Source organism: Sphingomonas benefaciens, assembly GCF_052907485.1.
Genome location: NZ_JBREIC010000001.1, coordinates 783,853 through 807,021 on the forward strand (window position 1 = coordinate 783,853; position 23,169 = coordinate 807,021).

The 23,169-nt window shown below is 67.0% G+C and carries 22 protein-coding genes; 10 read left to right on the forward strand and 12 right to left on the reverse strand.

The window, feature by feature from the left end; all coding sequences use genetic code 11:
- Nucleotide 1: 1 nt before the first annotated feature.
- The 3 genes from carB to carA are packed head-to-tail and all read right to left on the reverse strand — an operon-like array spanning nucleotide 2 to nucleotide 4,775.
- Nucleotides 2-3,325, reverse strand: coding sequence for a carbamoyl-phosphate synthase large subunit (gene carB, locus ACU5AX_RS03755; RefSeq protein ID WP_446689714.1), 3,324 nt, complete (start codon nucleotides 3,323-3,325; stop codon nucleotides 2-4).
- Nucleotides 3,325-3,594, reverse strand: coding sequence for a hypothetical protein (locus tag ACU5AX_RS03760; RefSeq protein ID WP_446689715.1), 270 nt, complete (start codon nucleotides 3,592-3,594; stop codon nucleotides 3,325-3,327). Before ACU5AX_RS03760 ends, carB begins: the two co-directional genes overlap by 1 nt.
- Nucleotides 3,591-4,775 carry a glutamine-hydrolyzing carbamoyl-phosphate synthase small subunit gene (gene carA / locus ACU5AX_RS03765; RefSeq protein WP_446689716.1) on the reverse strand — a complete coding sequence of 395 codons (1,185 nt, stop codon included), beginning with the start codon at nucleotides 4,773-4,775 and terminating at the stop codon, nucleotides 3,591-3,593. Before carA ends, ACU5AX_RS03760 begins: the two co-directional genes overlap by 4 nt.
- A 146-nt stretch (nucleotides 4,776-4,921) precedes the next feature.
- Between carA and ACU5AX_RS03770 the strand changes: the two genes are divergently transcribed.
- From ACU5AX_RS03770 to rpoD, 4 genes are all read left to right on the forward strand, one after another.
- Nucleotides 4,922-5,374 (forward strand): GatB/YqeY domain-containing protein, encoded by a 453-nt coding sequence (locus ACU5AX_RS03770; RefSeq protein ID WP_446689717.1) that lies wholly within the window; start codon nucleotides 4,922-4,924, stop codon nucleotides 5,372-5,374.
- Between the two features lie 201 nt (nucleotides 5,375-5,575).
- Entirely contained in the window at nucleotides 5,576-5,833 is a 258-nt protein-coding gene (locus ACU5AX_RS03775) for an endonuclease domain-containing protein (RefSeq protein ID WP_446689718.1), read from the forward strand.
- Between the two features lie 199 nt (nucleotides 5,834-6,032).
- Nucleotides 6,033-7,913 (forward strand): DNA primase, encoded by a 1,881-nt coding sequence (gene dnaG / locus ACU5AX_RS03780; RefSeq protein ID WP_446689719.1) that lies wholly within the window; start codon nucleotides 6,033-6,035, stop codon nucleotides 7,911-7,913.
- Nucleotides 7,913-9,943 carry an RNA polymerase sigma factor RpoD gene (gene rpoD / locus ACU5AX_RS03785; RefSeq protein WP_198352680.1) on the forward strand — a complete coding sequence of 677 codons (2,031 nt, stop codon included), beginning with the start codon at nucleotides 7,913-7,915 and terminating at the stop codon, nucleotides 9,941-9,943. Before dnaG ends, rpoD begins: the two co-directional genes overlap by 1 nt.
- A 40-nt stretch (nucleotides 9,944-9,983) precedes the next feature.
- On the opposite strand, the gene ACU5AX_RS03790 is transcribed toward rpoD, so the two are convergent.
- Nucleotides 9,984-12,251: a TonB-dependent siderophore receptor gene (locus ACU5AX_RS03790; RefSeq protein ID WP_446689720.1), complete on the reverse strand. Its 2,268-nt coding sequence runs from the start codon at nucleotides 12,249-12,251 to the stop codon at nucleotides 9,984-9,986.
- Between the two features lie 175 nt (nucleotides 12,252-12,426).
- Between ACU5AX_RS03790 and ACU5AX_RS03795 the strand changes: the two genes are divergently transcribed.
- From ACU5AX_RS03795 to ACU5AX_RS03805, 3 genes are read left to right on the forward strand one after another with little or no spacing between them, the layout of a single operon-like run.
- Entirely contained in the window at nucleotides 12,427-12,681 is a 255-nt protein-coding gene (locus tag ACU5AX_RS03795; RefSeq protein ID WP_446689721.1) for an iron transporter, read from the forward strand.
- Nucleotides 12,678-14,225, forward strand: a complete 1,548-nt coding sequence (locus ACU5AX_RS03800) for a PepSY-associated TM helix domain-containing protein (RefSeq protein WP_446689722.1) — start codon at nucleotides 12,678-12,680, stop codon at nucleotides 14,223-14,225. The genes ACU5AX_RS03795 and ACU5AX_RS03800 overlap by 4 nt, the downstream gene beginning before the upstream one ends.
- Nucleotides 14,218-14,568 carry a hypothetical protein gene (locus tag ACU5AX_RS03805; RefSeq protein WP_446689723.1) on the forward strand — a complete coding sequence of 117 codons (351 nt, stop codon included), beginning with the start codon at nucleotides 14,218-14,220 and terminating at the stop codon, nucleotides 14,566-14,568. Before ACU5AX_RS03800 ends, ACU5AX_RS03805 begins: the two co-directional genes overlap by 8 nt.
- 111 nt (nucleotides 14,569-14,679) lie before the next feature.
- Here the strand turns inward: ACU5AX_RS03805 and rplS are convergent, their stop codons facing one another.
- Genes rplS through ACU5AX_RS03825 form a run of 4 tightly spaced genes read right to left on the reverse strand, consistent with a single transcriptional unit; the run spans nucleotide 14,680 to nucleotide 16,425 of the window.
- Complete coding sequence (rplS, locus tag ACU5AX_RS03810) at nucleotides 14,680-15,072, reverse strand: 50S ribosomal protein L19 (protein WP_198352675.1); 393 nt, start codon at nucleotides 15,070-15,072, stop codon at nucleotides 14,680-14,682.
- Entirely contained in the window at nucleotides 15,069-15,809 is a 741-nt protein-coding gene (trmD, locus tag ACU5AX_RS03815) for a tRNA (guanosine(37)-N1)-methyltransferase TrmD (RefSeq protein ID WP_446689724.1), read from the reverse strand. The genes rplS and trmD overlap by 4 nt, the downstream gene beginning before the upstream one ends.
- On the reverse strand, nucleotides 15,806-16,186 hold the full coding sequence (locus tag ACU5AX_RS03820) for a type II toxin-antitoxin system VapC family toxin (protein ID WP_446689725.1): 381 nt from the start codon (nucleotides 16,184-16,186) through the stop codon (nucleotides 15,806-15,808). Before ACU5AX_RS03820 ends, trmD begins: the two co-directional genes overlap by 4 nt.
- Nucleotides 16,186-16,425: an AbrB/MazE/SpoVT family DNA-binding domain-containing protein gene (locus ACU5AX_RS03825; protein ID WP_446689726.1), complete on the reverse strand. Its 240-nt coding sequence runs from the start codon at nucleotides 16,423-16,425 to the stop codon at nucleotides 16,186-16,188. Before ACU5AX_RS03825 ends, ACU5AX_RS03820 begins: the two co-directional genes overlap by 1 nt.
- 184 nt (nucleotides 16,426-16,609) lie before the next feature.
- Here ACU5AX_RS03825 and ACU5AX_RS03830 point away from each other — a divergent pair, with 184 nt between their 5' ends.
- Complete coding sequence (locus ACU5AX_RS03830; RefSeq protein ID WP_446689727.1) at nucleotides 16,610-17,518, forward strand: NAD(P)/FAD-dependent oxidoreductase; 909 nt, start codon at nucleotides 16,610-16,612, stop codon at nucleotides 17,516-17,518.
- 251 nt (nucleotides 17,519-17,769) lie between these two features.
- Here the strand turns inward: ACU5AX_RS03830 and rimM are convergent, their stop codons facing one another.
- The 4 genes from rimM to ffh are packed head-to-tail and all read right to left on the reverse strand — an operon-like array spanning nucleotide 17,770 to nucleotide 20,444.
- Nucleotides 17,770-18,249: a ribosome maturation factor RimM gene (rimM, locus tag ACU5AX_RS03835; protein ID WP_446689728.1), complete on the reverse strand. Its 480-nt coding sequence runs from the start codon at nucleotides 18,247-18,249 to the stop codon at nucleotides 17,770-17,772.
- A gap of 1 nt (nucleotide 18,250) precedes the next feature.
- Entirely contained in the window at nucleotides 18,251-18,391 is a 141-nt protein-coding gene (locus ACU5AX_RS03840) for a hypothetical protein (RefSeq protein ID WP_446689729.1), read from the reverse strand.
- 52 nt (nucleotides 18,392-18,443) lie between these two features.
- Nucleotides 18,444-18,890 (reverse strand): 30S ribosomal protein S16, encoded by a 447-nt coding sequence (gene rpsP, locus ACU5AX_RS03845; protein WP_198352669.1) that lies wholly within the window; start codon nucleotides 18,888-18,890, stop codon nucleotides 18,444-18,446.
- Between the two features lie 30 nt (nucleotides 18,891-18,920).
- The gene (gene ffh, locus ACU5AX_RS03850; RefSeq protein WP_446689730.1) at nucleotides 18,921-20,444 is read right to left on the reverse strand and encodes a signal recognition particle protein; all 1,524 of its coding nucleotides are present in this window, start codon (nucleotides 20,442-20,444) and stop codon (nucleotides 18,921-18,923) included.
- A gap of 515 nt (nucleotides 20,445-20,959) precedes the next feature.
- Here ffh and mtaB point away from each other — a divergent pair.
- The gene (gene mtaB / locus ACU5AX_RS03855; RefSeq protein WP_446689731.1) at nucleotides 20,960-22,198 is read left to right on the forward strand and encodes a tRNA (N(6)-L-threonylcarbamoyladenosine(37)-C(2))-methylthiotransferase MtaB; all 1,239 of its coding nucleotides are present in this window, start codon (nucleotides 20,960-20,962) and stop codon (nucleotides 22,196-22,198) included.
- Nucleotides 22,195-23,133 (forward strand): signal recognition particle-docking protein FtsY, encoded by a 939-nt coding sequence (gene ftsY / locus ACU5AX_RS03860; protein WP_446689732.1) that lies wholly within the window; start codon nucleotides 22,195-22,197, stop codon nucleotides 23,131-23,133. Before mtaB ends, ftsY begins: the two co-directional genes overlap by 4 nt.
- The last annotated feature ends 36 nt before the right edge of the window (nucleotides 23,134-23,169 follow it).

Consider the following 23,169-nt stretch of genomic DNA (forward strand, 5'->3'; position numbering starts at 1 on the left):
ATCAATCGTGCGACTGCGAATAGTAGGATTGCAGCGGCCGTACTTCAAGGGAGCCGGTGCCGATCGCCTTCGCCACCTGGACGCTGGCCGGCGCGGTGGTGAAATAGGGGATCTTCTGGCCCAGCGCCGCCTGGCGGATGGGCTTGGAATCCTTGAGCGACTGCCAGCCTTCCGTGGTGTTGAAGATCAGCGTCACCTCGCCGTCCATGATCCGGTCGAGGATGTGCGGCCGCCCCTGCGCGACCTTGTTGACCTTCTCCACCTCGATCCCGGCGCGGGTCAGGTAATCGGCGGTCCCGCCGGTCGCGAGGATGTGGAAACCGCGCGCGACGAGGTCCCGCACCGCCGGGACGATATGCGGCTTGTCGGTGTCCTTGACGCTGACGAAGGCGGTGCCGCCGGTCGGCAGCACGGTGCCGGCGCCGAGCTGCGACTTCATGAAGGCGGTGGTGAAGTCCGGGTCGATGCCCATCACCTCGCCCGTCGACTTCATTTCCGGTGACAGCACCGGGTCGATGCCGGGGAAGCGATTGAAGGGGAAGACCGCTTCCTTGACCGCATAATGTTTGATGTGGCGATCGATCGTCGGCAGGTCGCGCAGCTTCTCGCCCGCCATGACGCGGCTGGCGATCTTGGCGATGGGCATGCCGATCGCCTTGGCGACGAAGGGCACGGTGCGCGACGCGCGCGGATTGACCTCGATCAGATAGACGACACCATCCTTGACCGCGAATTGGATGTTCATCAGCCCCTTGACGCTCAACGCCCGCGCCAGCGCCTCCGTCTGCCGCTCGATCTCGGCGATCACTTCGGGCGGCAGGCTATAGGGCGGGATCGAGCAGGCGCTGTCGCCCGAATGGACCCCCGCCTCCTCGATATGCTGCAGCACGCCCGCCACGACGACGTCGTCGCCGTCGCAGATCGCATCGACGTCGACCTCGATCGCGTCGCGCAGATATTGGTCGATCAGCACCGGGCTGTCGCCCGACACCTGCACCGCGGTCTGAATGTAATCGTCGAGCTGCTGGATCGAATCGACGATCTCCATCGCCCGGCCGCCGAGCACGTAGCTCGGCCGCATCAGCACCGGGAAGCCGATCCGCTCCGCCGCCGCCACCGCCTCGTCGCGGCTGCGCGCCAGACCGTTGGCCGGCTGCTTGAGGCCGAGTTTGTTGACCAGCGCCGCGAACCGTTCCCGGTCTTCAGCGAGGTCGATCGCGTCGGGCGAGGTGCCCAGGATCGGGATGCCCGCCTTCTCCAGCGCGCGCGCCAGGTTGAGCGGGGTCTGGCCGCCGAATTGGACGATCACGCCGACCAGCTCACCGCGCGACTGCTCGACGTGTAGGATCTCCAGCACGTCCTCGGCGGTCAGCGGCTCGAAATACAGCCGGTCGGACGTGTCGTAATCGGTGCTCACCGTTTCTGGATTGCAGTTGATCATGATCGTCTCGAAGCCGGCATCGGCCAGCGCGAAACAGGCATGGCAGCAGCAATAGTCGAACTCGATCCCCTGCCCGATCCGGTTCGGACCGCCGCCCAGGATGACGATCTTGCGGCGATCGGACGGCTGGCTCTCGTCCTCGGGCTCGCCGAAGCTCGGCGCCTCATAGGTCGAATACATATACGGCGTCTTGGCATCGAACTCCGCCGCGCAGGTGTCGATGCGCTTGAATACCGGCCGCACGCCCAGCTTGTGACGATGCTCGCGCACCTCCTCTTCGGTGACGCCGCCGGTCATCGCCCTGACCGCCTCGTGGATCAGGCCGCCGCCGCGTGCGATACCGCGCTGCATGCCGCGCAGATTCGCCGATTGCAGCGCCAGCCAGGCGAGCCGCTTGTCGGAAAAGCCCATCGCCTTCAGCCGGCGCATACCGGCCGCATCGATCGGCAGGCCGTTCCGGCACACCTCGGTCTCCGCCGCGACGATCTCCGCGAGCCGCTCGACGAACCAGGGATCGAACTTGGCGATCGCGTTGACCTCGGCGACGGTGAAGCCTTCGCGCAGCGCCTGCGCCGCGACGAGCAGGCGGTCGGGGCTCGCCACCGCCAGCGCCGCCTCGATCTCCTCGCGCGGGGCGCCCGCCAGCCGCTCGACGCGGTTGAAGCCGGATAGGCCGGTTTCGAGGCCACGCAGCGCTTTCTGCAGGCTCTCATGGATGTTGCGGCCGATCGCCATCACCTCGCCGACCGACTTCATCGCGGTGCCGAGCACTGCTTCGGCGCCCTTGAACTTCTCGAAGGCGAAGCGGGGGATCTTGGTGACGACGTAATCGATCGTCGGCTCGAACGACGCCGGGGTGGCGCCGGTGATGTCGTTCTCGATCTCGTCGAGCGTATAGCCGACCGCCAGCTTGGCCGCGACCTTGGCGATCGGGAAGCCGGTCGCCTTGGACGCCAGCGCCGACGAACGCGACACGCGCGGGTTCATCTCGATGACGATCAGGCGGCCGTCCTTCGGATTGACCGCGAACTGGACGTTCGACCCGCCGGTCTCGACGCCGATCTCGCGCAGCACCGCGATGCTGGCGTTGCGCATGATCTGATATTCCTTGTCGGTCAGCGTCAGCGCCGGCGCGACGGTGATCGAATCGCCCGTATGGACGCCCATCGGGTCGATATTCTCGATCGAGCAGATGATGATGGCGTTGTCGGCGCGATCGCGCACGACCTCCATCTCATATTCCTTCCAGCCGAGCAGCGATTCCTCGATCAGCACCTCGGTGGTCGGGCTCGCGTCGAGACCCTTGCGGACCATGTCGACGAATTCGGACCGGTTGTAGACGACGCCGCCGCCGGTGCCGCCGAGCGTGAAGCTGGGGCGAATGATCGCCGGCAGGCCGACATGGTCGAGGCCGACCAAAGCCTCCTCGACGGTATGGGCGATGTGGCTGCGGGCGCTTTCCAGACCGATCTTGGTCATCGCGTCCTTGAACTTCAGCCGGTCCTCGGCCTTGTCGATCGCCTCTGCATCGGCGCCGATCATCGTCACGCCGAACTTCTCCAGCGTGCCGTCGTGGAACAGCGCCAGCGCGGTGTTCAGCGCGGTCTGCCCGCCCATCGTCGGCAGGATCGCGTCGGGGCGCTCCTTCTCGATGATCTTGGCGACCACCGCGGGGGTGATCGGCTCGACATAGGTCGCGTCGGCGCCCTCCGGATCGGTCATGATCGTCGCCGGATTGCTGTTGACGAGGACGATGCGATAGCCCTCCTCGCGCAGCGCCTTGATCGCCTGCGTGCCCGAATAGTCGAACTCGCACGCCTGCCCGATGACGATCGGCCCCGCGCCGATCACGAGGATGGAGGAGATGTCGGTGCGTTTTGGCATTAGTTGTTACCCGAAGCTTGCGCGCGGCCGACGAGGGCGGCGTTATTCATCTGGATGGCGGCACTCATCTTTTTGAGGACGCACTCGATCTTGACGGGGTCGGCATCCGGATTGCCCCGAAAGACGATCTGGCGACCTCTCAGCGTGAGCCAGGCGCGCGGCGCGTGGCATCGATCGGCGATGGCGTTCAGACTGGGCGGGGTCACCTTGTGCCGCAACGAATTAGGTTGCGTCGCGACCTGCATGGCAAGTGCGAGCAACAGGCTCATTGCCGCAATGCTCCTACGAACCGCTCGAACAGGTACAGGCTGTCCTGCGGTCCCGGGCTCGCTTCCGGGTGATACTGCACGCTGAACGCCGGCCGGTCGGTCAGCTCCAGCCCCGCATTCGACCCGTCGAACAGCGACACATGCGTCTCGCGCGCATTCGCCGGCAGCGAGTCCCGCTCGACCGCAAAGCCGTGGTTCATGCTGGTGATCTCGACCGCGCCGTCGGACAGGCGCTTGACCGGATGGTTGGCGCCACGGTGGCCCTGGAACATCTTGGTGGTGCGCGCACCGACCGCGAGGCCGAGGAGCTGGTGGCCGAGGCAGATGCCGAACAGCGGCTTACCCGTATCGAGCAGCTGGCGGATCACCGGCACCGCATAGTCGCCGGTCGCGGCGGGGTCGCCGGGGCCGTTCGACAGAAACACGCCGTCCGGTTTCTGCGCCATTACCTCATCGAACGTCGCGGTCGCGGGCAATACCGTGACCTTCGCTCCCGCCTGGACGAGATTGCGGAAGATGTTGTGCTTGCTACCGTAATCGATCGCGACGACGTGCGGGCGGTCGCCCTCGCCGGCCCCGTCATAGCCGAAGCCGAGCCGCCACAGGCCGCCCTCGCGGCTCTCGCCCCAGGCGTAATGCGTCTCGGTCGACACTTCCTTGGCGAGGTCCATGCCCTCCAGCCCCGGCCAGGCCCGCGCCATGGCGAGCAGCGCATCGAGGTCGAACTCGCCCGACGGGCTATGCGCGATCACGCCGTTCGGCGCGCCGCCGGCGCGGATGCGACGGGTCAGCGCCCGCGTGTCGATGCCGGCGAGGCCGATGCGCGCGTGGCGCTTCATCCAGCCGTCGAGCCGCTCGACCGCGCGGAAGTTCGACGGCGCGGTCACGTCCTCGCGGACGATCATGCCGAGCGCGTGCGGCGCGTCCGCCTCGATATCGTCGGGATTGGCGCCGACGTTGCCGATATGCGGAAAGGTGAAGGTGATGATCTGTCCGGCGAAGGACGGATCGGTCATGATCTCCTGATATCCGGTCATCGCGGTGTGGAAGCACACCTCGCCGACCGCCTGCCCTTCCGCGCCGAACCCGCGACCCCAGGCCACCTCGCCATTGGCGAGGACCAGAACCCCGGTCGCCCCTTCGGGCTTTGCGGGCATGACGATGGGCGTGGCGTCGGCCATGATGCGGCGGGCACTCCTTGAGGGTCGAACAACGATGTCGCTAAGCCGCGCCCGCTAGACCCCGTATACCGCGCCGTCAACCGGGTGACGCGCCGCGCGTTCCCGGCTAAGGCTCGCCCTTTCCCCTTTGACGAAGAGCTTGTCCCATGATCCGCGACGACATCAAGGCCGCCCAGATCGCCGCCATGAAGGCCGGCGACAAGGATGCGCGCGCCGCGATCAGCCTGATCCAGGCCGCGATCAAGAACCGCGACATCGAGGTGCGCACGCAAGGTCCGGTGGCGGACGACGACGCGCTGGTGGTCGAGGTGCTGCAGAAGATGGTCAAGCAGCGCCGCGAATCGATCGCCATGTACGAAAGCGGCGGCCGCCAGGAGCTGGCCGAGGCGGAGAAGGCCGAGGTCGCGGTGATCGAGCGATTCCTGCCGGCCCAAATGAGCGACGACGAGACACGCGCCGCGATCGAGACGATCAAGGCCGATCTTGGCGCCAGCGGCATGAAGGACATGGGCCGGGTGATGGCCGAGCTGAAGGCTCGGCACGCGGCCAACCTCGACATGAGCAAGGCGAGCGGGCTGGTAAAGGCGGCGCTGTCGTAGAGGGGGCTTGCTGCCCTCTTGCGAGAGGGCGCCCAATTTACTCCCCTCCCGCTTGCGGGAGGGGCTGGGGGAGGGCAGACACGGCATATGGAGCAGCCCACCAAAGCTCGCGAACTCCGCCTGAGCGCCACAGACGCGGAGCGCCGGCTGTGACAGCACATCTCCAACCGTCAGGTAGCCGGCGTTCGCTTCAACCGCCAAGTGCCGATCGGCCCGTTTATCTGCGACTTTGTCGCCCGATCGGCGAAGCTCGTGATCGAAGTCGACGGTGGTCAGCACGCTTGGCAAGAGCGGCGTGACGCTGATCGCACGCGCTATCTCGAGGGCTTGGGGTTCACTGTGCTGCGGTTCTGGAACAATGACGTGCTCGAGCGCACCGAAGGCGTCGTGCAGGCGATCGAGACCGCGCTGTCGCAACTGCCCTCCCCCAGCCCCTCCCGCGAGCGGGAGGGGAGTTAGAAGGCTGTCCTACAGGCACGAATACGCGTAAGCCTCGCATGATGGATGCCGCTCTGCCTTTCAATCCTGTCTCACGGACCGGCGGCGCCCACCAACCCCGACAATTCCCCGTTCAGGCGTCAAAAGTGTCAAGATTCGCGTATTCCGCCGCAAGGCGATTGTTTCTCCACGCCTCCCACGCCATGATAGAATCGCCCGCATGAGCCTGTCGCCCGCCTTCCTCGACGAACTGCGCGCGCGGACGTCGCTGTCGGCGCTGGTCGGCAAGACGGTGAAGCTGCACAAGGCCGGTCGCGAGCACAAGGGCTGCTGCCCCTTCCACAACGAGAAGACGCCCAGCTTCTACGTCAACGACGACAAGGGCTTCTACCATTGCTTCGGCTGTTCGGCGCATGGCGATGCGATCCGCTGGATGACCGACCAGCGCGGCCTGCCGTTCATCGATGCGGTCAAGGAACTGGCGCAGGCGGCGGGCATGGAGATGCCCGCGCAGGATCGCCGCGCCGCGCAAAAGGCGGAGCGTGCCAAGGGCCTGCACGATGCGATGGCCGATGCCGCCGCCTGGTTCACCGAACAGCTGGGTGGCCTCGGCGGTGCGGACGCACGCGGCGTGCTGGCGAAGCGCGGCGTGTCCGCGGACACCGCGCGCGCCTTCGGCCTCGGCTTCGCGCCGGACAGCCGTGGCAAGTTGAAGACGGCGCTGAAGGATTATGGCGATCCCGCCCTGATCGAATGCGGGCTGCTGATCCAGGTCGAGGGCAAGGAGCCCTATGACCGGTTCCGCGGGCGGCTGATGATCCCGATCCGCGATGCCCGCGGGCGGACGATCGCCTTCGGTGGCCGGGTGATCGGTGACGGCGAGCCCAAATATCTCAACTCCCCCGACACGCCGCTGTTCGACAAGGGCCGCACGCTCTACAATCTCGATCGCGCCGCGCCCGCCGCGCGCAAGGCGAACCGCCTCCTCGTCGTCGAAGGCTATATGGACGTCATCGCCCTCGCCCAGGCGGGCATCGGCGAGGTGGTGGCGCCGCTCGGCACCGCGCTGACCGAGCATCAGCTCGAACGACTGTGGCGGATGGTCGACGTGCCGATCCTGTGCTTCGACGGCGACTCTGCGGGGCAGAAGGCGGCGTTGCGGGCGGCGGCCCGCGCGCTGCCTCTGCTCGCACCGGGACGCAGCCTGCGCTTCGTGACGCTGCCTCAGGGCCAGGACCCGGATGATCTGGTCAAGGCGGGCGGATCGGGCGCGATGGAGACACTGCTCGCCGACACCCAGCCGCTGGTCGATCGATTGTGGCAGAGCGAATTGGCCGCCGAGCCGCTCGACACGCCGGAACAGCGCGCCGGCTTCAAGCAGCGGCTTCACGATCTCGCCGCGACGATCCAGCATCAGGGCGTCCGGATTGAATATGAGAGCGAGTTCAAGCGGCGCTTCTACGAGCATTTCAAGCCGCAGCCGCGCGCCTTCGTGCCGGGCGACCAGCGCGCGCGCGGCAAGCGCGACGCCAAGGGCAATTGGAAACAGCCCCCTGCCCCCGTCACCGAGGACGCCAAGGCGGTTCGCGCGGCCGGGATCGATCGCGTGCTCGCCAAGGCGGTGCTCGCCGGGCTGATCCGCCACCCCGTTGAGATCGCGCGGCACATGGAGGTGCTGGGCAGCCTGCGCATGGCCGATGGCGCGCTCGGCCGGCTGTTCGAGGCGGTGGTCGACGTCGCGCTGGAGGATCGGGCGCTTGATAGCGCGGGATTGCGCACCATATTGGCGGGCAGCGGTTTCGATTCAGTCGCTAGCGACCTGCTGAGAGCCGATACGATGCCCTATTCGTTCACGCAGAATGGCGGAGACCCGGCGCGTGCCCGCGCCGACCTGGACGAGGCGATCGCCATTTTGGTGGCGCAGCCAGAGGTCGAGCAGGCATTGGGCGAAGCGACCGCGGCGATGCAGCGGCACTTCACCGACGAAGCGTTCGGACGGCAAGTGGCATTGGTGAAAGAGAAACAGGCGTTGGAGCTTCGGCTTGCAAATCTGGTGCAGTCGAACGAAGACGCCCGAGCATTTGGGTCCGAGGACAATTGATGGCGAAGGCGAACATGGCGGCGGAAGCACCCGACACGGCTGACACGGGCGACGCGCCGCTGATCGACCTCAACGATGCGTCGGTCAAGAAGCTGATCGCGCGCGCCAAGAAGCGCGGCTACATCACCTACGACCAGCTCAACGAGGCGATCCCCCAGGGCGAGATGTCGAGCGACCAGCTCGAGGACATCATGGCCGCGCTCAACGAGATGGGCGTCAACATCGTCGAGAACGAGGAACAGGGCGAGGACGGCGAATCCGAAGAGGATTCGGCGGACGAGGCCGAGACTGCCGAGGCCGATGCCGACAGCGCCGGCGGTTCCGCGCCCGAGACCAAGAAGAAGGAAACGGTCGACCGCACCGACGACCCGGTGCGCATGTACCTGCGCGAGATGGGTGCGGTCGAGCTGCTGAGCCGCGAGGGCGAGATCGCCATCGCCAAGCGGATCGAGGCCGGCCGGGACACGATGATCCTGGGCCTGTGCGAATCGCCGATCACCTTCAATGCGATCATCGACTGGTCGACCGCACTCAACGAAGGCACGATGCAGCTGCGCGAGATCCTCGATCTCGACGCGATGCTGTCCAAGGGTCCCTCCGCCGAGCAGGTCGAGGGTGCCGAGGACGACAATGGCGAGATCAGCGAAAGCGCCGCCGGCCCGTCGTTCAAGGACGAGGAAGAGCCCGAGGAGCCGTCGGCCGACGAGGACGAGGACGGTGGCGAAGGCCGTCCGCGCGCCACCGAGGAGGATGACGAGGACAACACGCTCAGCCTCGCCCAGATGGAGGAGACGCTCAAGCCGCAGGCGCTCGAGAAGTTCGCCAACATCACCGCGATCTACAAGAAGTTCGCCAAGGTGCAGCAGAACCGGCTGGAGGCGATGGCCGCCGGCGGCGAACTATCCGCGGCGGACGAGCGCAAGTACCAGAAGCTGCGCGAGGACCTGACCGCCGAGGTGGAAAGCGTCCAGTTCCACCAGGCGAAGATCGAATATCTCGTCGACCAGCTCTATGCCTACAACCGTCGCCTGACCGCGCTCGGCGGCCAGATGCTGCGTCTTGCCGAGCGGCACAAGGTCAGCCGCAAGGACTTCCTTGACCGCTACATGGGTCACGAGCTCGACGAGCAGTGGCTGGCGGGCGTCCGCGGCCTCGACAAGAAATGGGGCAATTTCGCTGCCAACGAGGCCGATGCGGTCGACCGCATCCGCACCGAGATCAGCGACATCGCCCAGCAGACGGGCATGGCGCTCAGCGAATTCCGCCGCATCGTCAACATGGTGCAGAAGGCGGAGCGCGAGGCACGCATTGCCAAGAAGGAAATGGTCGAGGCCAATCTGCGTCTCGTCATCTCCATCGCCAAAAAGTACACGAACCGCGGCCTGCAGTTCCTGGACCTGATCCAGGAGGGCAACATCGGCCTGATGAAGGCGGTCGACAAGTTCGAGTATCGCCGCGGCTACAAGTTCTCGACCTACGCCACCTGGTGGATCCGGCAGGCGATCACCCGCTCGATCGCCGACCAGGCGCGGACCATCCGCATCCCGGTCCATATGATCGAGACGATCAACAAGCTGGTTCGCACCAGCCGCCAGTTCCTCCACGAGCAGGGCCGCGAGCCGACGCCCGAGGAGATGGCGGAGCGCCTGAGCATGCCGCTCGAGAAGGTGCGCAAGGTGATGAAGATCGCCAAGGAGCCGATCTCGCTCGAAACGCCGATCGGCGACGAGGAGGATTCGCATCTCGGCGACTTCATCGAGGACAAGAATGCGGTGATCCCGGTCGATGCCGCGATCCAAGCGAACCTCAAGGAAACGGTCACCCGTGTCCTCGCCTCGCTGACCCCGCGCGAGGAGCGCGTGCTGCGCATGCGCTTCGGCATCGGCATGAATACCGATCACACGCTGGAAGAGGTCGGTCAGCAGTTCAGCGTGACGCGCGAACGCATCCGCCAGATCGAGGCGAAGGCGCTGCGCAAGCTCAAGCACCCGAGCCGCAGCCGCAAGATGCGCTCCTTCCTCGACCAATAAGCCAGAAGGGCCGCCGGCAACGATCCGGCGGCCCTTTTGCTTACCAGCTGAAACGCAACGTACCGACGATCGTGCGGGACGCGCCGAAATAGCAGCTGTTGTTGAAGAAGCAGCTCGCGATGTGCCGCGTGTCGAACAGATTGGCGACGTTGAGGCTGAGGTTCAGCCCGGTCAGCGTCGGATCGGCCCGGCCGAGGTCGTAGCCGACGAGCAGATCGGCGAGCACATAGCCCGGCGACGCGAACCGCCTGGTGACCGTGACGCCGTTCACCACCGTCTGCGCCGTCCCGTCCGACTGCCCGACATACCGGACGCCGCCACCCAGATTGAACCCGCCGAGCGGCCCGGCCGCCGCCTTGGCCAGATCATAGGCGACGAAGCTCGACGCGCTCCACGTCGGAATGCCGAGCGGCTTGGTACCGGTCACGCCGGCCAATTGGTCGCCGGAGCCGACGACCGGGGTGCCGCGGGTGGTCAGCGCGTGGGTATAAGTGCCGGCGACCGTCGCCGTGAGACCCGGCGCTATCTCGCCGCGGCCATCCAGTTCGACACCGCGGATCGCCACCTCGCCCGCCTGGATCGAAAAGCCAGTATTGACCGGATCGCCGACCGGCACGTTGCGCCGCCGCAGGTCGAAGGCGGACAGGGTGAACAGCGCGTCCAGAACCCGTGGCTGGAACTTCAGTCCCGCTTCATATTGCCGGCCGGTCACCGGCACGAACGGCCGGCCGTCGAAGCCGCTGCCGCTCTGCGGCTCGAAGCTTTCCGAATAACTGGCGAAGGGCGACAGGCCGAGCTTGGTCTCGTACAGCGCTCCCAGTCGCGTGGTGAACGCGATCTGCGCCAGCCGCGTCACCGCCGCCGCACTGCCTTCGGGCAGATTGCGGTTGCGGGTCAGCTGATCGTACCAGTCCCACCGCCCGCTCGCGATCAGATTGAGCCCGCCGATCGCGATCTGATCCTGCGCATAGACACCGACTTGGTCGATCTTGCGCCGATTGCGGGTCTGGGTGAGCGGGAAGCTCGGCACCGGCCCGTAATAGACGGGATCGTAGAGGTTGAGGTTGGCGATGCTCGTCACGGGATTGGTGGTGACGCCGGTGTTAAACTGCTGGCTGTTGGTGCCGCGATTGTTCTGCCAGTCGACCCCCGCGAGCAAGGTATGCGTCAAAGGACCGGTCGCGAAGCGGGCGGCGATGCGGTTGTCGAGGGTGAGCGTACGGAACGCCTCATCCGCGCCACCGCCGCCGCGGATGATCGTCGAGAAATCGGTCTGGCGGTTTGCCCCTGTGCCGGTGGTAGCGAAGGCGGACAGGTAGATCTGGCGATAATGCAGGTCGACATCGAGGTAGCGGGCGTTGGTAGTCCAGGTCAGTCCGGGCGCGAGCGTCCGGCGGAACAGCAGGGTCGCCGACCGTTGCTGACGGTCGAACGCCTCATAGCCCGGCTCCGAGACGTTGAGATCGGTGGCGAACTGCCCGCGTGGGTTGGGGAGCGCCGAGCCGTAGGCGGGTACGCCGCTATAGGAAGCGGCCTCCGGATCGCGCTGATAGTTCAGGATCAGCGTCACGCTGGTCGCGTCGTCCGGCGCGAAGGTCAGCATCGGCCGAGCATAATAGCGCCGGTTGTGGGTCAGGGCGATGAATCCGTCCGAGCGTTCTGCGCCTGCGATGACGCGGAACTGCCACCGGCCATCCCGATCGATTGGCTGGTTCACGTCGATCGCGCTTCGCAACAGGTCGTAATTGCCCGCCGCCAGCTCGATCCGCCCGCCGGATGCCGCATAGGGCAGCTTGCTGGTCAGGTTGACGAGTCCGCCCGGCGTCGCATTGCCATACAGCACCGACGCCGGCCCCTTGATGACCTCGACGCTCTCGACCAGATGGAAGTCGACCTGCGGACTGGCATAGACGCCGCCGAGCAGTCGCATCCCGTCCATGAAGATGCCGGGGGTGAAACCGCGCAGATAGAGCTGATCGTAGCGCGTCGCGACATTGCCACGCTGATTGGGCGAGACGCCAGCGACATAGCCGAGCGCCTGGTTGATCGACAGCGCATTGCGCCGCGTCAGGTCTTCATTGTCGATCGCGACGACATTCTGCGGCAGCGCGATCAGCGGCGTGTCGGTCTTCGCTCCCGTTTCGCCGTGACGCTTGTCGCGCTGTCCATTGACGACGATATCCTCACCGCGGTGCTGCCCCTCACCCCCTTCGTCGCGGGGGATCGCACGGGTGGCGCTATCTTCTGGCGCATGTAGCGGCACCGCCCACGCCGCCGGTGCCAGGCCGATGAGCGACGCTCCGATCAATCCGACAATCTTCGTCCGCGCCCGCATTTTTATCCATTCCGCTATTGCTAGTGACTCGCAGAAACCGCTAGGGAGGTACGGCCGACGCGGCAAGTGGAAAAATGACAGAATGTTCATGAATGGTGATATCGCCCGATCGACGTCTCGCCGCTCCGGCGGCCGAGCCCGGTTGGCGATGGCCATGCGCTGCGTTACCGCGTTGATCGGCGGCTATGCCGCAGCGTCCGCGGCGGCGACGCTGCTCGCGCGCTTGCTCCCCGGCGATCGTGCCGAAGCCACCGCCTGGGGCATGATCGTCTCGTTCCTGCTGTATGCGATCATCGGCCTATGGAGTTTCCACGAACCCCGCCTGGGTCGCGTTCTTCTATGCCTATGGGGTGGCGCGCTGGCGGGCGTGGCGGCGCTATGGTTGCTGGGCACCCGGCCGTGACCCTCAGCCTGCGGCAGAATATGGCGTGGATTCACGGCTGGCTGGGGCTCATCGCGGGCTGGATCCTGTTCGCCATGTTCCTGACCGGCACCGCGAGCTATTTCCGGCCGGAGATCACCCGCTGGATGCAGCCGGAGCTGAGCGGCCGGCCGGTGCCTGCCGCCGACGCCGCCTCTTCTGCCATACGCTATCTGCAGCAGACCGGGGCGGACGACCAGCAATGGTATATCTACCTTCCCGGCCCGCGCGAGGTGGCGACGCGCGTCTTCGCCCTGCCAAAGCCCGGCCTTGCCGGCGGACGGAAAGGCGCCGACGAACTGACGCTCGATCCCGCCACCGGCCAGCCGGTCCATGCGCGCGCGACGCGCGGCGGCGAACATTTCTACCGCTTCCACTTCCAGCTCCAGCTGCCCCATCCCTGGGGCCGCTGGCTGGCGGGGCTGTGCGCGATGTTCATGCTCGGCGCAATCATCTCCGGAGTGATCACCCATAAGCGCATCTTCGCCGACTTCTTTACGTTGCGGTGGAACAAGGGGCAGCGCAGCTGGCTCGACGCGCACAATGTGTCTGCGGTCCTCGCCCTGCCCTATCACGCGGTGGTCACCTACACCGGGCTGATCACGCTGGTGGCGATGTACATGCCGTGGCCGATCCTGGCCAATTACAAGAAGCCCGCGGACTTTGCCGCGGTAGCTTATGGCACCCCACCCGAGGTCGCAGCCAGCGGGCGAGCGGCGCCGCTGATCGCCATCGCTCCGCTGGTTGCCGAGGCGGAGCGACGCTGGGGTGCGGCCGCCGACGTTGTCATCATCCGCAACCCCAATGATGCCGCCGCCACCGTCACGCTCAGCCGTTCGCGGGAGGCGTCGATCAACGCTCGCGGCGCGTCGCTGACCTTTTCCGGCACGACCGGCCGATTGATCGCACAATCCGGTGCTGCCGGCCCGGCGATCGCCACGGCGGGCGTGATGATGGGGCTGCACATGGCGCAATTCGCTGGCACGGCGTTGCGCTGGACCCTGTTTCTGCTCGGACTGACCGGGGCGGCGATGGTCGGCACCGGGCTGTTGCTGTGGACGGCTGCACGGCGGAGGCCAGGCGCGGCACCCTTCTTCGGTCTGCGCTTGGTCGAGCGGCTCAATATCGCGACGATCGCAGGGCTGCCGACGGCGATGGCGGCCTATCTGCTCGCCAACCGGCTGCTGCCGCCAGAGTTGCCCGGTCGCGCCGATCTCGAGGTGAAGGCGATGTTCTGGACCTGGGGATTGCTCGCGCTGGTCCAGCTTGCCAGGCCGGCGCGCCGCGCCTGGACCGAAGGACTGGCACTGGCGGCGGTCGCCTTTGCCGCCATCCCCGTCGCCAATATGCTGACCACGCGGCGCGGCTTGCCGGGCTCCTTGCTAGACGGCGACATGCTGTTTGCCGCCTTCGATCTGGCGATGCTGGTCATCGCGACTCTGCTCGCCTTCGGCAGTTGGCGGGCCGCGCAGCCGCCACGGGTGAAGACCCGCCGTACCGCCTCACCGGAGATGATCCATGCTTGAGACCGCCACGCTTTCCGCGTTCGCCTGGCTGCTGATGGCAGGCGCCGCCTTCCGCCATCGGCGCGACGCCGACGTGCGCAATGCCCGCGAAGCGCGATTGTTGCGCATCGTTGCCGGGGCGATTCTAAGCGTAGCATTATTGCGCTGCGGCACCGGCCTGACGGGCGAACGGTTCGTAAGGATGTTGGCGGGCGCCTCGCTCGGCGGGGTTGCCGTCGTGCTGACGCTGTCCGTCGCCGCAGCCCCAGCCCTGGCCCCCGCGCGCCTGCTGCTGCGGATCGTCCGCCTCCCGGCGCGGCGGCGTTTGGATGCCAGCGCGCCGTTCGTCGCGGCAGCGCGCTGATCAGGCTGCCCCATCCCGCCGGATCGTGGACGGCGGCAGGACATGACAAAAGGGCGCGGCGGGAAGTCCCGCCGCGCCCTTGTCGTTTCGCCCGATTGGACGGCCGGCGGATTATTCCGCGGCGGCGGTGCCCTTGGCCGGACGCGTGTCGCGACGCTCGGCGATACGCGCCGACTTGCCGGTGCGGCCACGCAGATAATAGAGCTTCGCACGACGCACCGCGCCCTTGCGCACGACGTCGATCGAATCGATGTTCGGCGAGTAGAGCGGGAAGACGCGCTCGACGCCCTCGCCGAAGCTCATCTTGCGAACGGTGAACGAGGAGCCCATGCCCTTGTTCGAACGGGCGATGCACACGCCCTCGTAGTTCTGGACACGGGTGCGGTCGCCTTCGACGACCTTCACGCCGACCTTGAGCGTGTCGCCGGGACGGAAATCGGGGATCGCGCGCTTTTCGGTCAGCTTGGCGATCTGCTCGGCTTCGAGCTGCTGAATCAGGTTCATGTCACGTCATCCTTCATGCGCCGCGCGCCAGAGGGAGGTCGGACCCGAGCGCCCTCATGGCGCTCCCATAAGTCCGGCCTCCGTAGCCGTGTGTCGGTCTCGGCCATCGACTTGCGCCAGGCCGCGATCCTCGCATGATCCCCCGATCGCAGCACTTCGGGGATCGTGCGCCCTTCCCATTCATAGGGGCGGGTATATTGCGGATATTCGAGCAGCCCCGTTTCGAAGCTCTCGTCGTCCCCGCTGGAAGCCGCGCCCATTACGCCGGGAAGCAGTCGGATGCAAGCGTCGAGCAGCACCAGCGCGCCCATCTCGCCGCCCGACAGCACATAGTCGCCGATCGACACTTGCTCGATCGGCCGGGCATCGAACAGACGCTCGTCAAAACCCTCGAACCGGCCGCACAGCAGGACGACACCGGGGCCGGCGGCAAGATCCCGCACCCGGGCCTGGGTCAGCGGCCGGCCGCGCGGCGTCATCGCCAGGATCGGGCGATCGTCCGCCACGCTGTCGACCGCCGCCGACAGGACGTCAGCGCGCAGCACCATGCCCGCGCCGCCACCGGACGGCGTGTCGTCGACCGAGCGGTGCTTGTCGGTGGCAAAGTCGCGGATCTGCACCGCCTCGCACGACCAGCCGCCCTCGCGCAGCGCGCGCCCGGCGAGCGACACGCCGAGCGGACCGGGAAACATCTCCGGATAGAGCGTAAGGATGGTGGCGGTGAAGGACGTCGTCATGGGGATTGCGTCCAATCCTCGACCCGCAGGTCCGGTATATCCGCGAAATGCCGCGCATTGTTCGTCACCACCGTCAGACGATGCGACAGCGCATGCGCGGCGATCAACCGATCGAAGCCCCCCCGTCGAAACGGCAGGGTGGCATAGGCGAGTGCCGCTCTATAGTCGAAGTCGAGGACTGGGACCTCCGACACGAACGACCGCAATCGATCGACCGACAACGGCTTACCCTTCCGCGACCCCAGCACCACCTCTGCCAACGCGATCGCCGAGGTCACGACCTCGCCTTCGTCACAGGCTGCGAGGCGGTGCAACAGCGGCTCGCTCGTACCCGACATTGCGGCGATGATGATATTGGAATCGAGGAGATAGCGCATCAGCGATCGTCATCATTGCCAGTAAAGAGACGGTCCTCCTCCGGGATCAGTTGGAGCTCGGGAATCAATCCCCAGAATTTCGCCACGTCGAGCTTGCGCTTCGGCGTATCCGGCAGATCGAACGACACATGAGCGTCATCCTCGATCTCAAGCTCGATCTCGCTGCCGGGCAGCAAGCCGAGGCTAGCCGGCAGACGCATCGCCATCGAGTTGCCCGATTTGAAGATCTTGACCGTCATGCGCTTGCGCTCTCGCGGCTTCAGCCACGGGAGCGGACCGGTTGTACGATCCAAAGTGGCACCGCGCTCCTCGTCCGACCACTCCGGTGAAGCCATTTCACGCCTCCGTAGATACAGTCGCGTATATACTTCCCAAGCCCAAATCGCAAGGAACTTGCGCCGGCGCAGCGCGTCCGGGAAGCCAATGGACGATTGCATCATCATCGGCGCCGGGCCAGCTGGTCTCACCGCGGCCATCTATCTCGCCCGCTTCCACCTCTCCATTCGGCTCTTCGACAGCGGGTCGAGCCGGGCGGCGATGATCCCGTGTACGCACAATCACGCCGGGTATCCGGAGGGGATCGCGGGCAAGGAATTGCTGCGCCTGATGCTGGCGCAGGCCGAACATTACGGCGCGGTGCGCGAGCCGGTGAAGGTGACCGCGATCGAGCCGGACGGCGACGATTTCATCGTCCGCACCGATCATGGCAGCCACCGGGCCCACACCGTGCTGCTCGCCACCGGCGTGGTCAATCACCGGCCGGCCGGGCTGCTGCCCGAGGTGCACGATCCGGCGCTGGAGCGCGGCCTGTTGCGCTATTGCCCGATCTGCGACGGCTTTGAGGTGACCGACAAACGCGTTGGCGTGATCGGCACGGGCGATCACGGCATGCGCGAGGCGCTGTTCCTGCGTGGCTATACGCGCGACGTGACGCTGGTCGCGCCCGAAGCTGGCCATCAACTCGACGACAGCTGCCAGCGGGCGCTCGACGAGGCAGGCATCGCCCGGATCGACGGACCCTGCGGCGGCTGGGCGATCGAGGGCGATCGCCTGGCGCTGGATACCGCGGAGGGCCGGATGGAGTTCGACAGCGTCTATCCGGCGCTGGGCTCCCGCATCCGCTCGCACCTCGCGGTTGCCGCCGGCGCACGGGCGAGTGACGAGGGGTGCCTGGAGGTCGACGACCACCAGCGGACCAGCGTGCCGGGGCTGTTCGCGGCGGGCGATGTGGTGAAGGGGCTCGACCAGATCAGCCATGCGATGGGCGAAGCGGGCGTGGCGGCGACGACGATCCGCAACGCCTTGAACGCGCGCCATCCCATCCGCCGCTAGCCGCCGGAACGTCTCAAAAGTCTCACCCGTTCGGAGTTCCGCGGGCGATGTGGCGGATATGGTCCGCGACACGAGAACGCCCCCCGTCGCATACGGTCGGAAAGTCTCGAAGGTCTCACTGACGCGTACGCATCGCACGCCCCATCACAGCGCCACTGGGTCGTGCAGCACTACAATGAGAAAGACGGGGTGCACACCGATGGCAGCCCCCTCACCCGCATGATGACGAATCGACGAGTTGTAGGACAGCGTTATTCGACGAAGGCGGGATCGACGATCAGCCGCTGGCCATCCCAGGACGGCACCGCTTCGGCGCGCATCGGCACCATGAAGCGCTTGCCGGTCGGCCGCTCGATCTCGATCACGTCGCCGGCGCCGAAATTCTCCACCAGCGCGACGCGGCCCAAGGCGGTGCCGTCCGGCAATTCGGCGGGCAGCCCGATCAAATCGGCATGATAATATTCGCCCTCCGCCAATGCGGGTAAGGCGCTGCGCGGCACGGTCAGTTCCGTCCCGCGCAGTGCCTCCGCCGCATTGCGGTCGCCGACCTCGGCAAAGCGGGCGATCGTGCCGTTCGGGCCGGCCTGCGCCGACTTGAGCGTCAGTGCACCGCCATTGAACTGGCGATAGCCGGACAGATCCTCGGCGAAGACCTTGAGACGCACCTGGCCATGAATGCCATGCGCGCCGATCACGACCGCCAGCGTCACCACCGGCTCGCCGCCGGCCACGTCAGCCGTTGGGGCTGCCGTCGTCGCCGGCGGGGGCGGCGTCGTCGCCTTCGGCCGGTTCGGTTGCCGAGACTCCTTCGTTGGTGGCGTCGTCGTCGTCATCGGCTGCCGTGCGGGGATCGGGGAAGGGATCGTTGGCCATGATGCGTCTCTCCTGTGAGGGGATTGCAACGCATCATGGCCGAACGGGATGCTTACTGCTCAGCCGTCGCCTCGGCGACCTGCTCGCCCTCGGCGGTCGGTTCGGCCGTAGCGCTCTCGACGGCGGACGCCATCGCTGCTTCGGCCTCAGCCTCCTGCTGCGCCTTCAGCTTCTCGGCACGCTCCTCGGCGCGCTCGGTCGCCTTCTCGCCCGGCTTGCCCTTGGTCGGGTTGTTGCGCGCGGTACGCTCGCGGACGCCGGCGGCGTCGAGGAAGCGGGCGACGCGATCGGTCGGCTGCGCGCCGTTCGACAGCCAGTGCTTGGCGCGCTCGGCGTCGAGGACGATGCGCTTCTCGTCGTCCTTCTTGAGCAGCGGGTTGTAGTTGCCGATCTTCTCGATGAACTTGCCGTCACGGGGCGAGCGCGCGTCGGCCACGACGATGCGGTAATAGGGACGCTTCTTCGAGCCACCACGCGACAGACGGATGCTGAGTGCCATTGTAATCTTCTTCCTTGCTAAATCAGTTAGTTATTTCTTGTTCTTAAGAAAATTCTCGAAGCCGGGCGGCAGCTTGGGCATGCCGTCGCCCCCCGGGCCGCCGAGGCCGGGAAGCCCCCCGCCCGCCTTGTTCATCATCTCGCCGAGGTCGGCGCCGCCGATCGCATTGCCGAGACCGCCGAGGCCGCCCGCCGGGCCGCCCTTGCCGAGCATCGCCATCATGCCCTTCAGCCCGCCCATCTTCTTGATCTTCTTCATGGCGGTCGACATTTCGAGGTGCATCTTCAGGAGCTTGTTGACCTCCTGCACCGTGGTGCCGGAACCCTTGGCGATGCGGATCTTGCGCTTGGCGTTGATCAGCGCCGGATTGGCGCGCTCCTTGAGCGTCATCGAGCCGATCATCGCGTCCATGTGAATCAGCACCTTGTCGCCGCCGGCCTGCGCCACGGCGTTCTGCGCCTTCTTCATGCCGGGCATCATGCCGGCGAGCGCGCCGAGGCCGCCCATGCGGCGCATCTGCTGCAGCTGACCACGCAGGTCGTTCATGTCGAACTGGCCCTTCAGGAGCCGCTTCGACATCCGCTCGGCGTCTTCCTGCTGGATCGACTCCGCGGCGCGCTCGACCAGGCTGACGACGTCGCCCATGCCGAGAATGCGGCCGGCGACACGCGACGCGTGGAACGCCTCCAGCGCATCCATCTTCTCGCCGGTGCCGGCGAATTTGATCGGCTTGCCGGTGACCGCGCGCATCGACAGCGCCGCGCCGCCGCGGGCGTCGCCGTCCATGCGGGTGAGCACGACGCCGGTCAGCGGCACCTGTTCGGAGAAGTTCGTCGCGACGTTGACCGCGTCCTGGCCGGTCAGCGAGTCGACGACGAGCAGGATCTCGTCCGGCGTGGCGATCTCCGCCACCGCCTTCATCTCGTCCATCAGCGCCTGGTCGACGTGCAGGCGACCGGCGGTGTCGAGCATCAGGACGTCATAGCCCTGCAGCTTGGCCGCCTGCATCGCGCGGCGGGCGATGTCGACCGGCTGCTGGCCGGCGACGATCGGCAGCGTCGCCACCTCGATCTGGGTGCCGAGCGTCGCCAGCTGCTCCTGCGCGGCCGGGCGATTGACGTCGAGCGACGCCATCAGCACCTTCTTGCGATCGCGCCCCATCGCGCCCGCACTCAAGCGCTTGGCGATCTTGGCGGTCGTCGTCGTCTTGCCCGAACCCTGCAGGCCGACCATCATCACCACCGCCGGCGGCGTCACCGCCAGCTGCAGTTCGGCGCCCTGCGGATCGTCGCCGCCGAGCATCTCGACCAGCGCGTCATTGACGATCTTGACGACCTGCTGCCCCGGCGTGATCGAGCGCAGCACGTTCTGGCCGACCGCTTCCTCGGTGACCTTGTCGACGAAGCTGCGCGCCACCGGCAGCGCGACGTCCGCCTCGAGCAGCGCGACGCGCACCTCGCGCATCGCGGCCCGCACGTCGGCCTCGGTCAGCGCGCCACGGCCACGCAGACGGTCAAAGACGCCGCCAAGCCGGTCGCTGAGACTGTCGAACATCGCCGCGAAACCTTCTACTGTATCACGCAACGCAAAAGACGCCGGCGGACGAAACCTCGTCGGCCGGCGTGCGCTCATGGCGCTTGCCTTTCACGCTCCGCAACCGGAACGAAGGGGCCGCTTAGGGGAAAACGGCGAGGAAGGCAAGTCTCCGGGTGGGCTGCCGGTGCGTGCTGCCGTGCCAGCTCCGCTCTCGCAACTCCTCGTCATCCCCGCGGAGGCGGGGATCCAGAAACGCGACGTTGTGGATAGAGCCGCACGGCCAACCAGTCTGGATTCCCGCCTGCGCGGGAATGACGGTCGGGGTCGGGGGGCGCCGCCCATACCTTCCTTCGTCATCCCGGCGGAAGCAGGGACCCATGGTCGCGTCCGGCCCGAGGGACTCGAAAGCTTGCCACCGTCCCGTCTCCATAAGTCCCGGCTTCCGCCGGGATGACGCATGGGGAGATGGCGCAGCGCAGGCGATCACCGGCACCGCATGGACTTACCTCCCCCGCCCCACTAGATCGCGGCGCATGAACGCTCCCGCGCCAGAGGTCATCTCCCTCGGCTGCCGCCTCAATATCGCCGAAAGCGAAACGATCCGCGCGCTCGTCGCCGGGCGCGACACGGTCGTGATCAACAGCTGCGCGGTGACCGGCGCGGCGGTCAAGGCGACGCGGGCGGCGATCCGACGCGCCCGGCGCGCGCGGCCGGCGGCCGAGCTGGTCGTCACCGGCTGCGCAGCGCAGATCGATCCCGCCGGCTTCGCCGCCATGACGGAGGTCGACCGGGTGATCGGCAATGCCGACAAACTGTCGCCGGCTGCCTGGATGAGCGCGACGCCGGTCGTGGTCGGCGACATCATGCAGGTGCGCGAAACCGCGCCACACCTCGCCGCCAGCTTACCCGCCCATGCCCGTGCCTTCGTCGAGGTACAGAATGGCTGCGACCATCGCTGCACCTTCTGCGCCATCCCCTTCGGCCGCGGGCCGAGCCGCTCCGTCCCCGCCGGTGCGGTGGTGGCGCGGATCGCCGATCTAGTGGCGAACGGCCATCGCGAGATGGTGCTGACCGGCGTCGACCTGACCAGTTACGGCCACGATCTGCCCGGCAGTCCGACCCTTGGCATGCTGGTCGAGCGGATCCTGGTGCATGTGCCGGGGCTGGCGCGGCTGCGGCTGTCGTCGCTCGATTCGATCGAGATCGACGACCGTCTGGCCGAGATCGTCACCGGCGACGCCCGCGTCATGCCGCACCTCCACCTCTCCTTCCAAGCGGGCAACGACCTGATCCTCAAGCGGATGAAGCGCCGCCACAGCCGCGCCCAAGCGATCGACACGGTCGTCCGGCTGAAGACGCGGCGGCCGGAGCTGGCGATCGGTGCGGACCTGATCGCCGGCTTCCCCACGGAGGACGAGGCGATGGCCGCCGACACGCTGGCGCTGATCGCCGACGCGGACATCGTCCACGCCCATATCTTCCCCTTTTCACCACGCGCCGGCACGCCCGCCGCCCGGATGCCGCAGGTCGATGCCGCAGCGATCAAGGCTCGCGCGGAACGGCTGCGCGCGGCGGCGGCGCAGCGCAAGGCGGCGTGGCTGCGCACGCTGGTCGGCACGACTCAGGACGTGCTCGCCGAACACCCCGGCAATCGCGGCCATGCCGGGAATTTCGCCGACGTCACCTTCATCGGGCACGCAGAGGCCGGCACCATCGTTAAGGCCCGCATCGCTGCCGCCACCGACATCCACCTCACCGGACATATCGCATGAGCACCACCCCATCCTGGCACGAGCGTCTGCTCGGCGGCTTTCGCAAGACGTCGGACCGGCTGGTCGGCAACCTCGCCGGCTTGGGCGGCGCGCGGCTCGACGAGGCGACGCTGGACGATATCGAGGAGGCGCTGATCGCCTCCGACCTCGGCCCGGAGACCGCCGGTCGCATCCGCACCCGGCTGGCCGAGGGGACGTTCGAGCGCAACATGGAGGAATTGGGCATCCGCCTGGTGGTCGCCGAGGAAGTGGAGAAAGCGCTCGCCAGGGTCGCGACGCCGCTGGAGATCGAGGCATTCCCGCGCCCGCAGGTGATCCTGGTGATCGGCGTCAACGGATCGGGCAAGACGACGACGATCGCCAAGCTCGCCCATCTGCTGATGGAGCAGGACTATGGCGTGATGCTGGCGGCGGGCGACACGTTCCGCGCGGCGGCGATCGGCCAGCTCGCCACCTGGGCGGAGCGGGTCGGCGTGCCGATCGTCACCGGGCCGGAAGGCGGCGATGCGGCGGGCGTGGTGTGGGATGCGGTCAAGAAGGCGACGGAGACCGGTATCGACGTGCTGATCGTCGACACCGCCGGCCGGCTACAGAACAAGCGCGAGCTGATGGACGAGCTGGCCAAGATCCGCCGCGTGCTGGGCCGGATCAACCCGGCCAGCCCGCATGACGTGGTGCTCGTGCTCGACGCGACCACCGGCCAGAATGCACTCAGCCAGATCGAGGTGTTCAAGGAGGTGGCGGGGGTGACCGGCCTCGTCATGACCAAGCTCGACGGCACGGCGCGCGGCGGCGTGCTGGTGGCCGCGGCGGAGAAATACGGCCTGCCGATCCATGCGATCGGCGTCGGTGAGGGGATGACGGACCTCAGACCCTTCGATCCCCATGAGGTCAGCCGGATCATCGCCGGCGTCGATGCGGGAGTGCGCAAGTGATGACCTTGGGTTGCGTGACCAGGACGGGATTCCGGG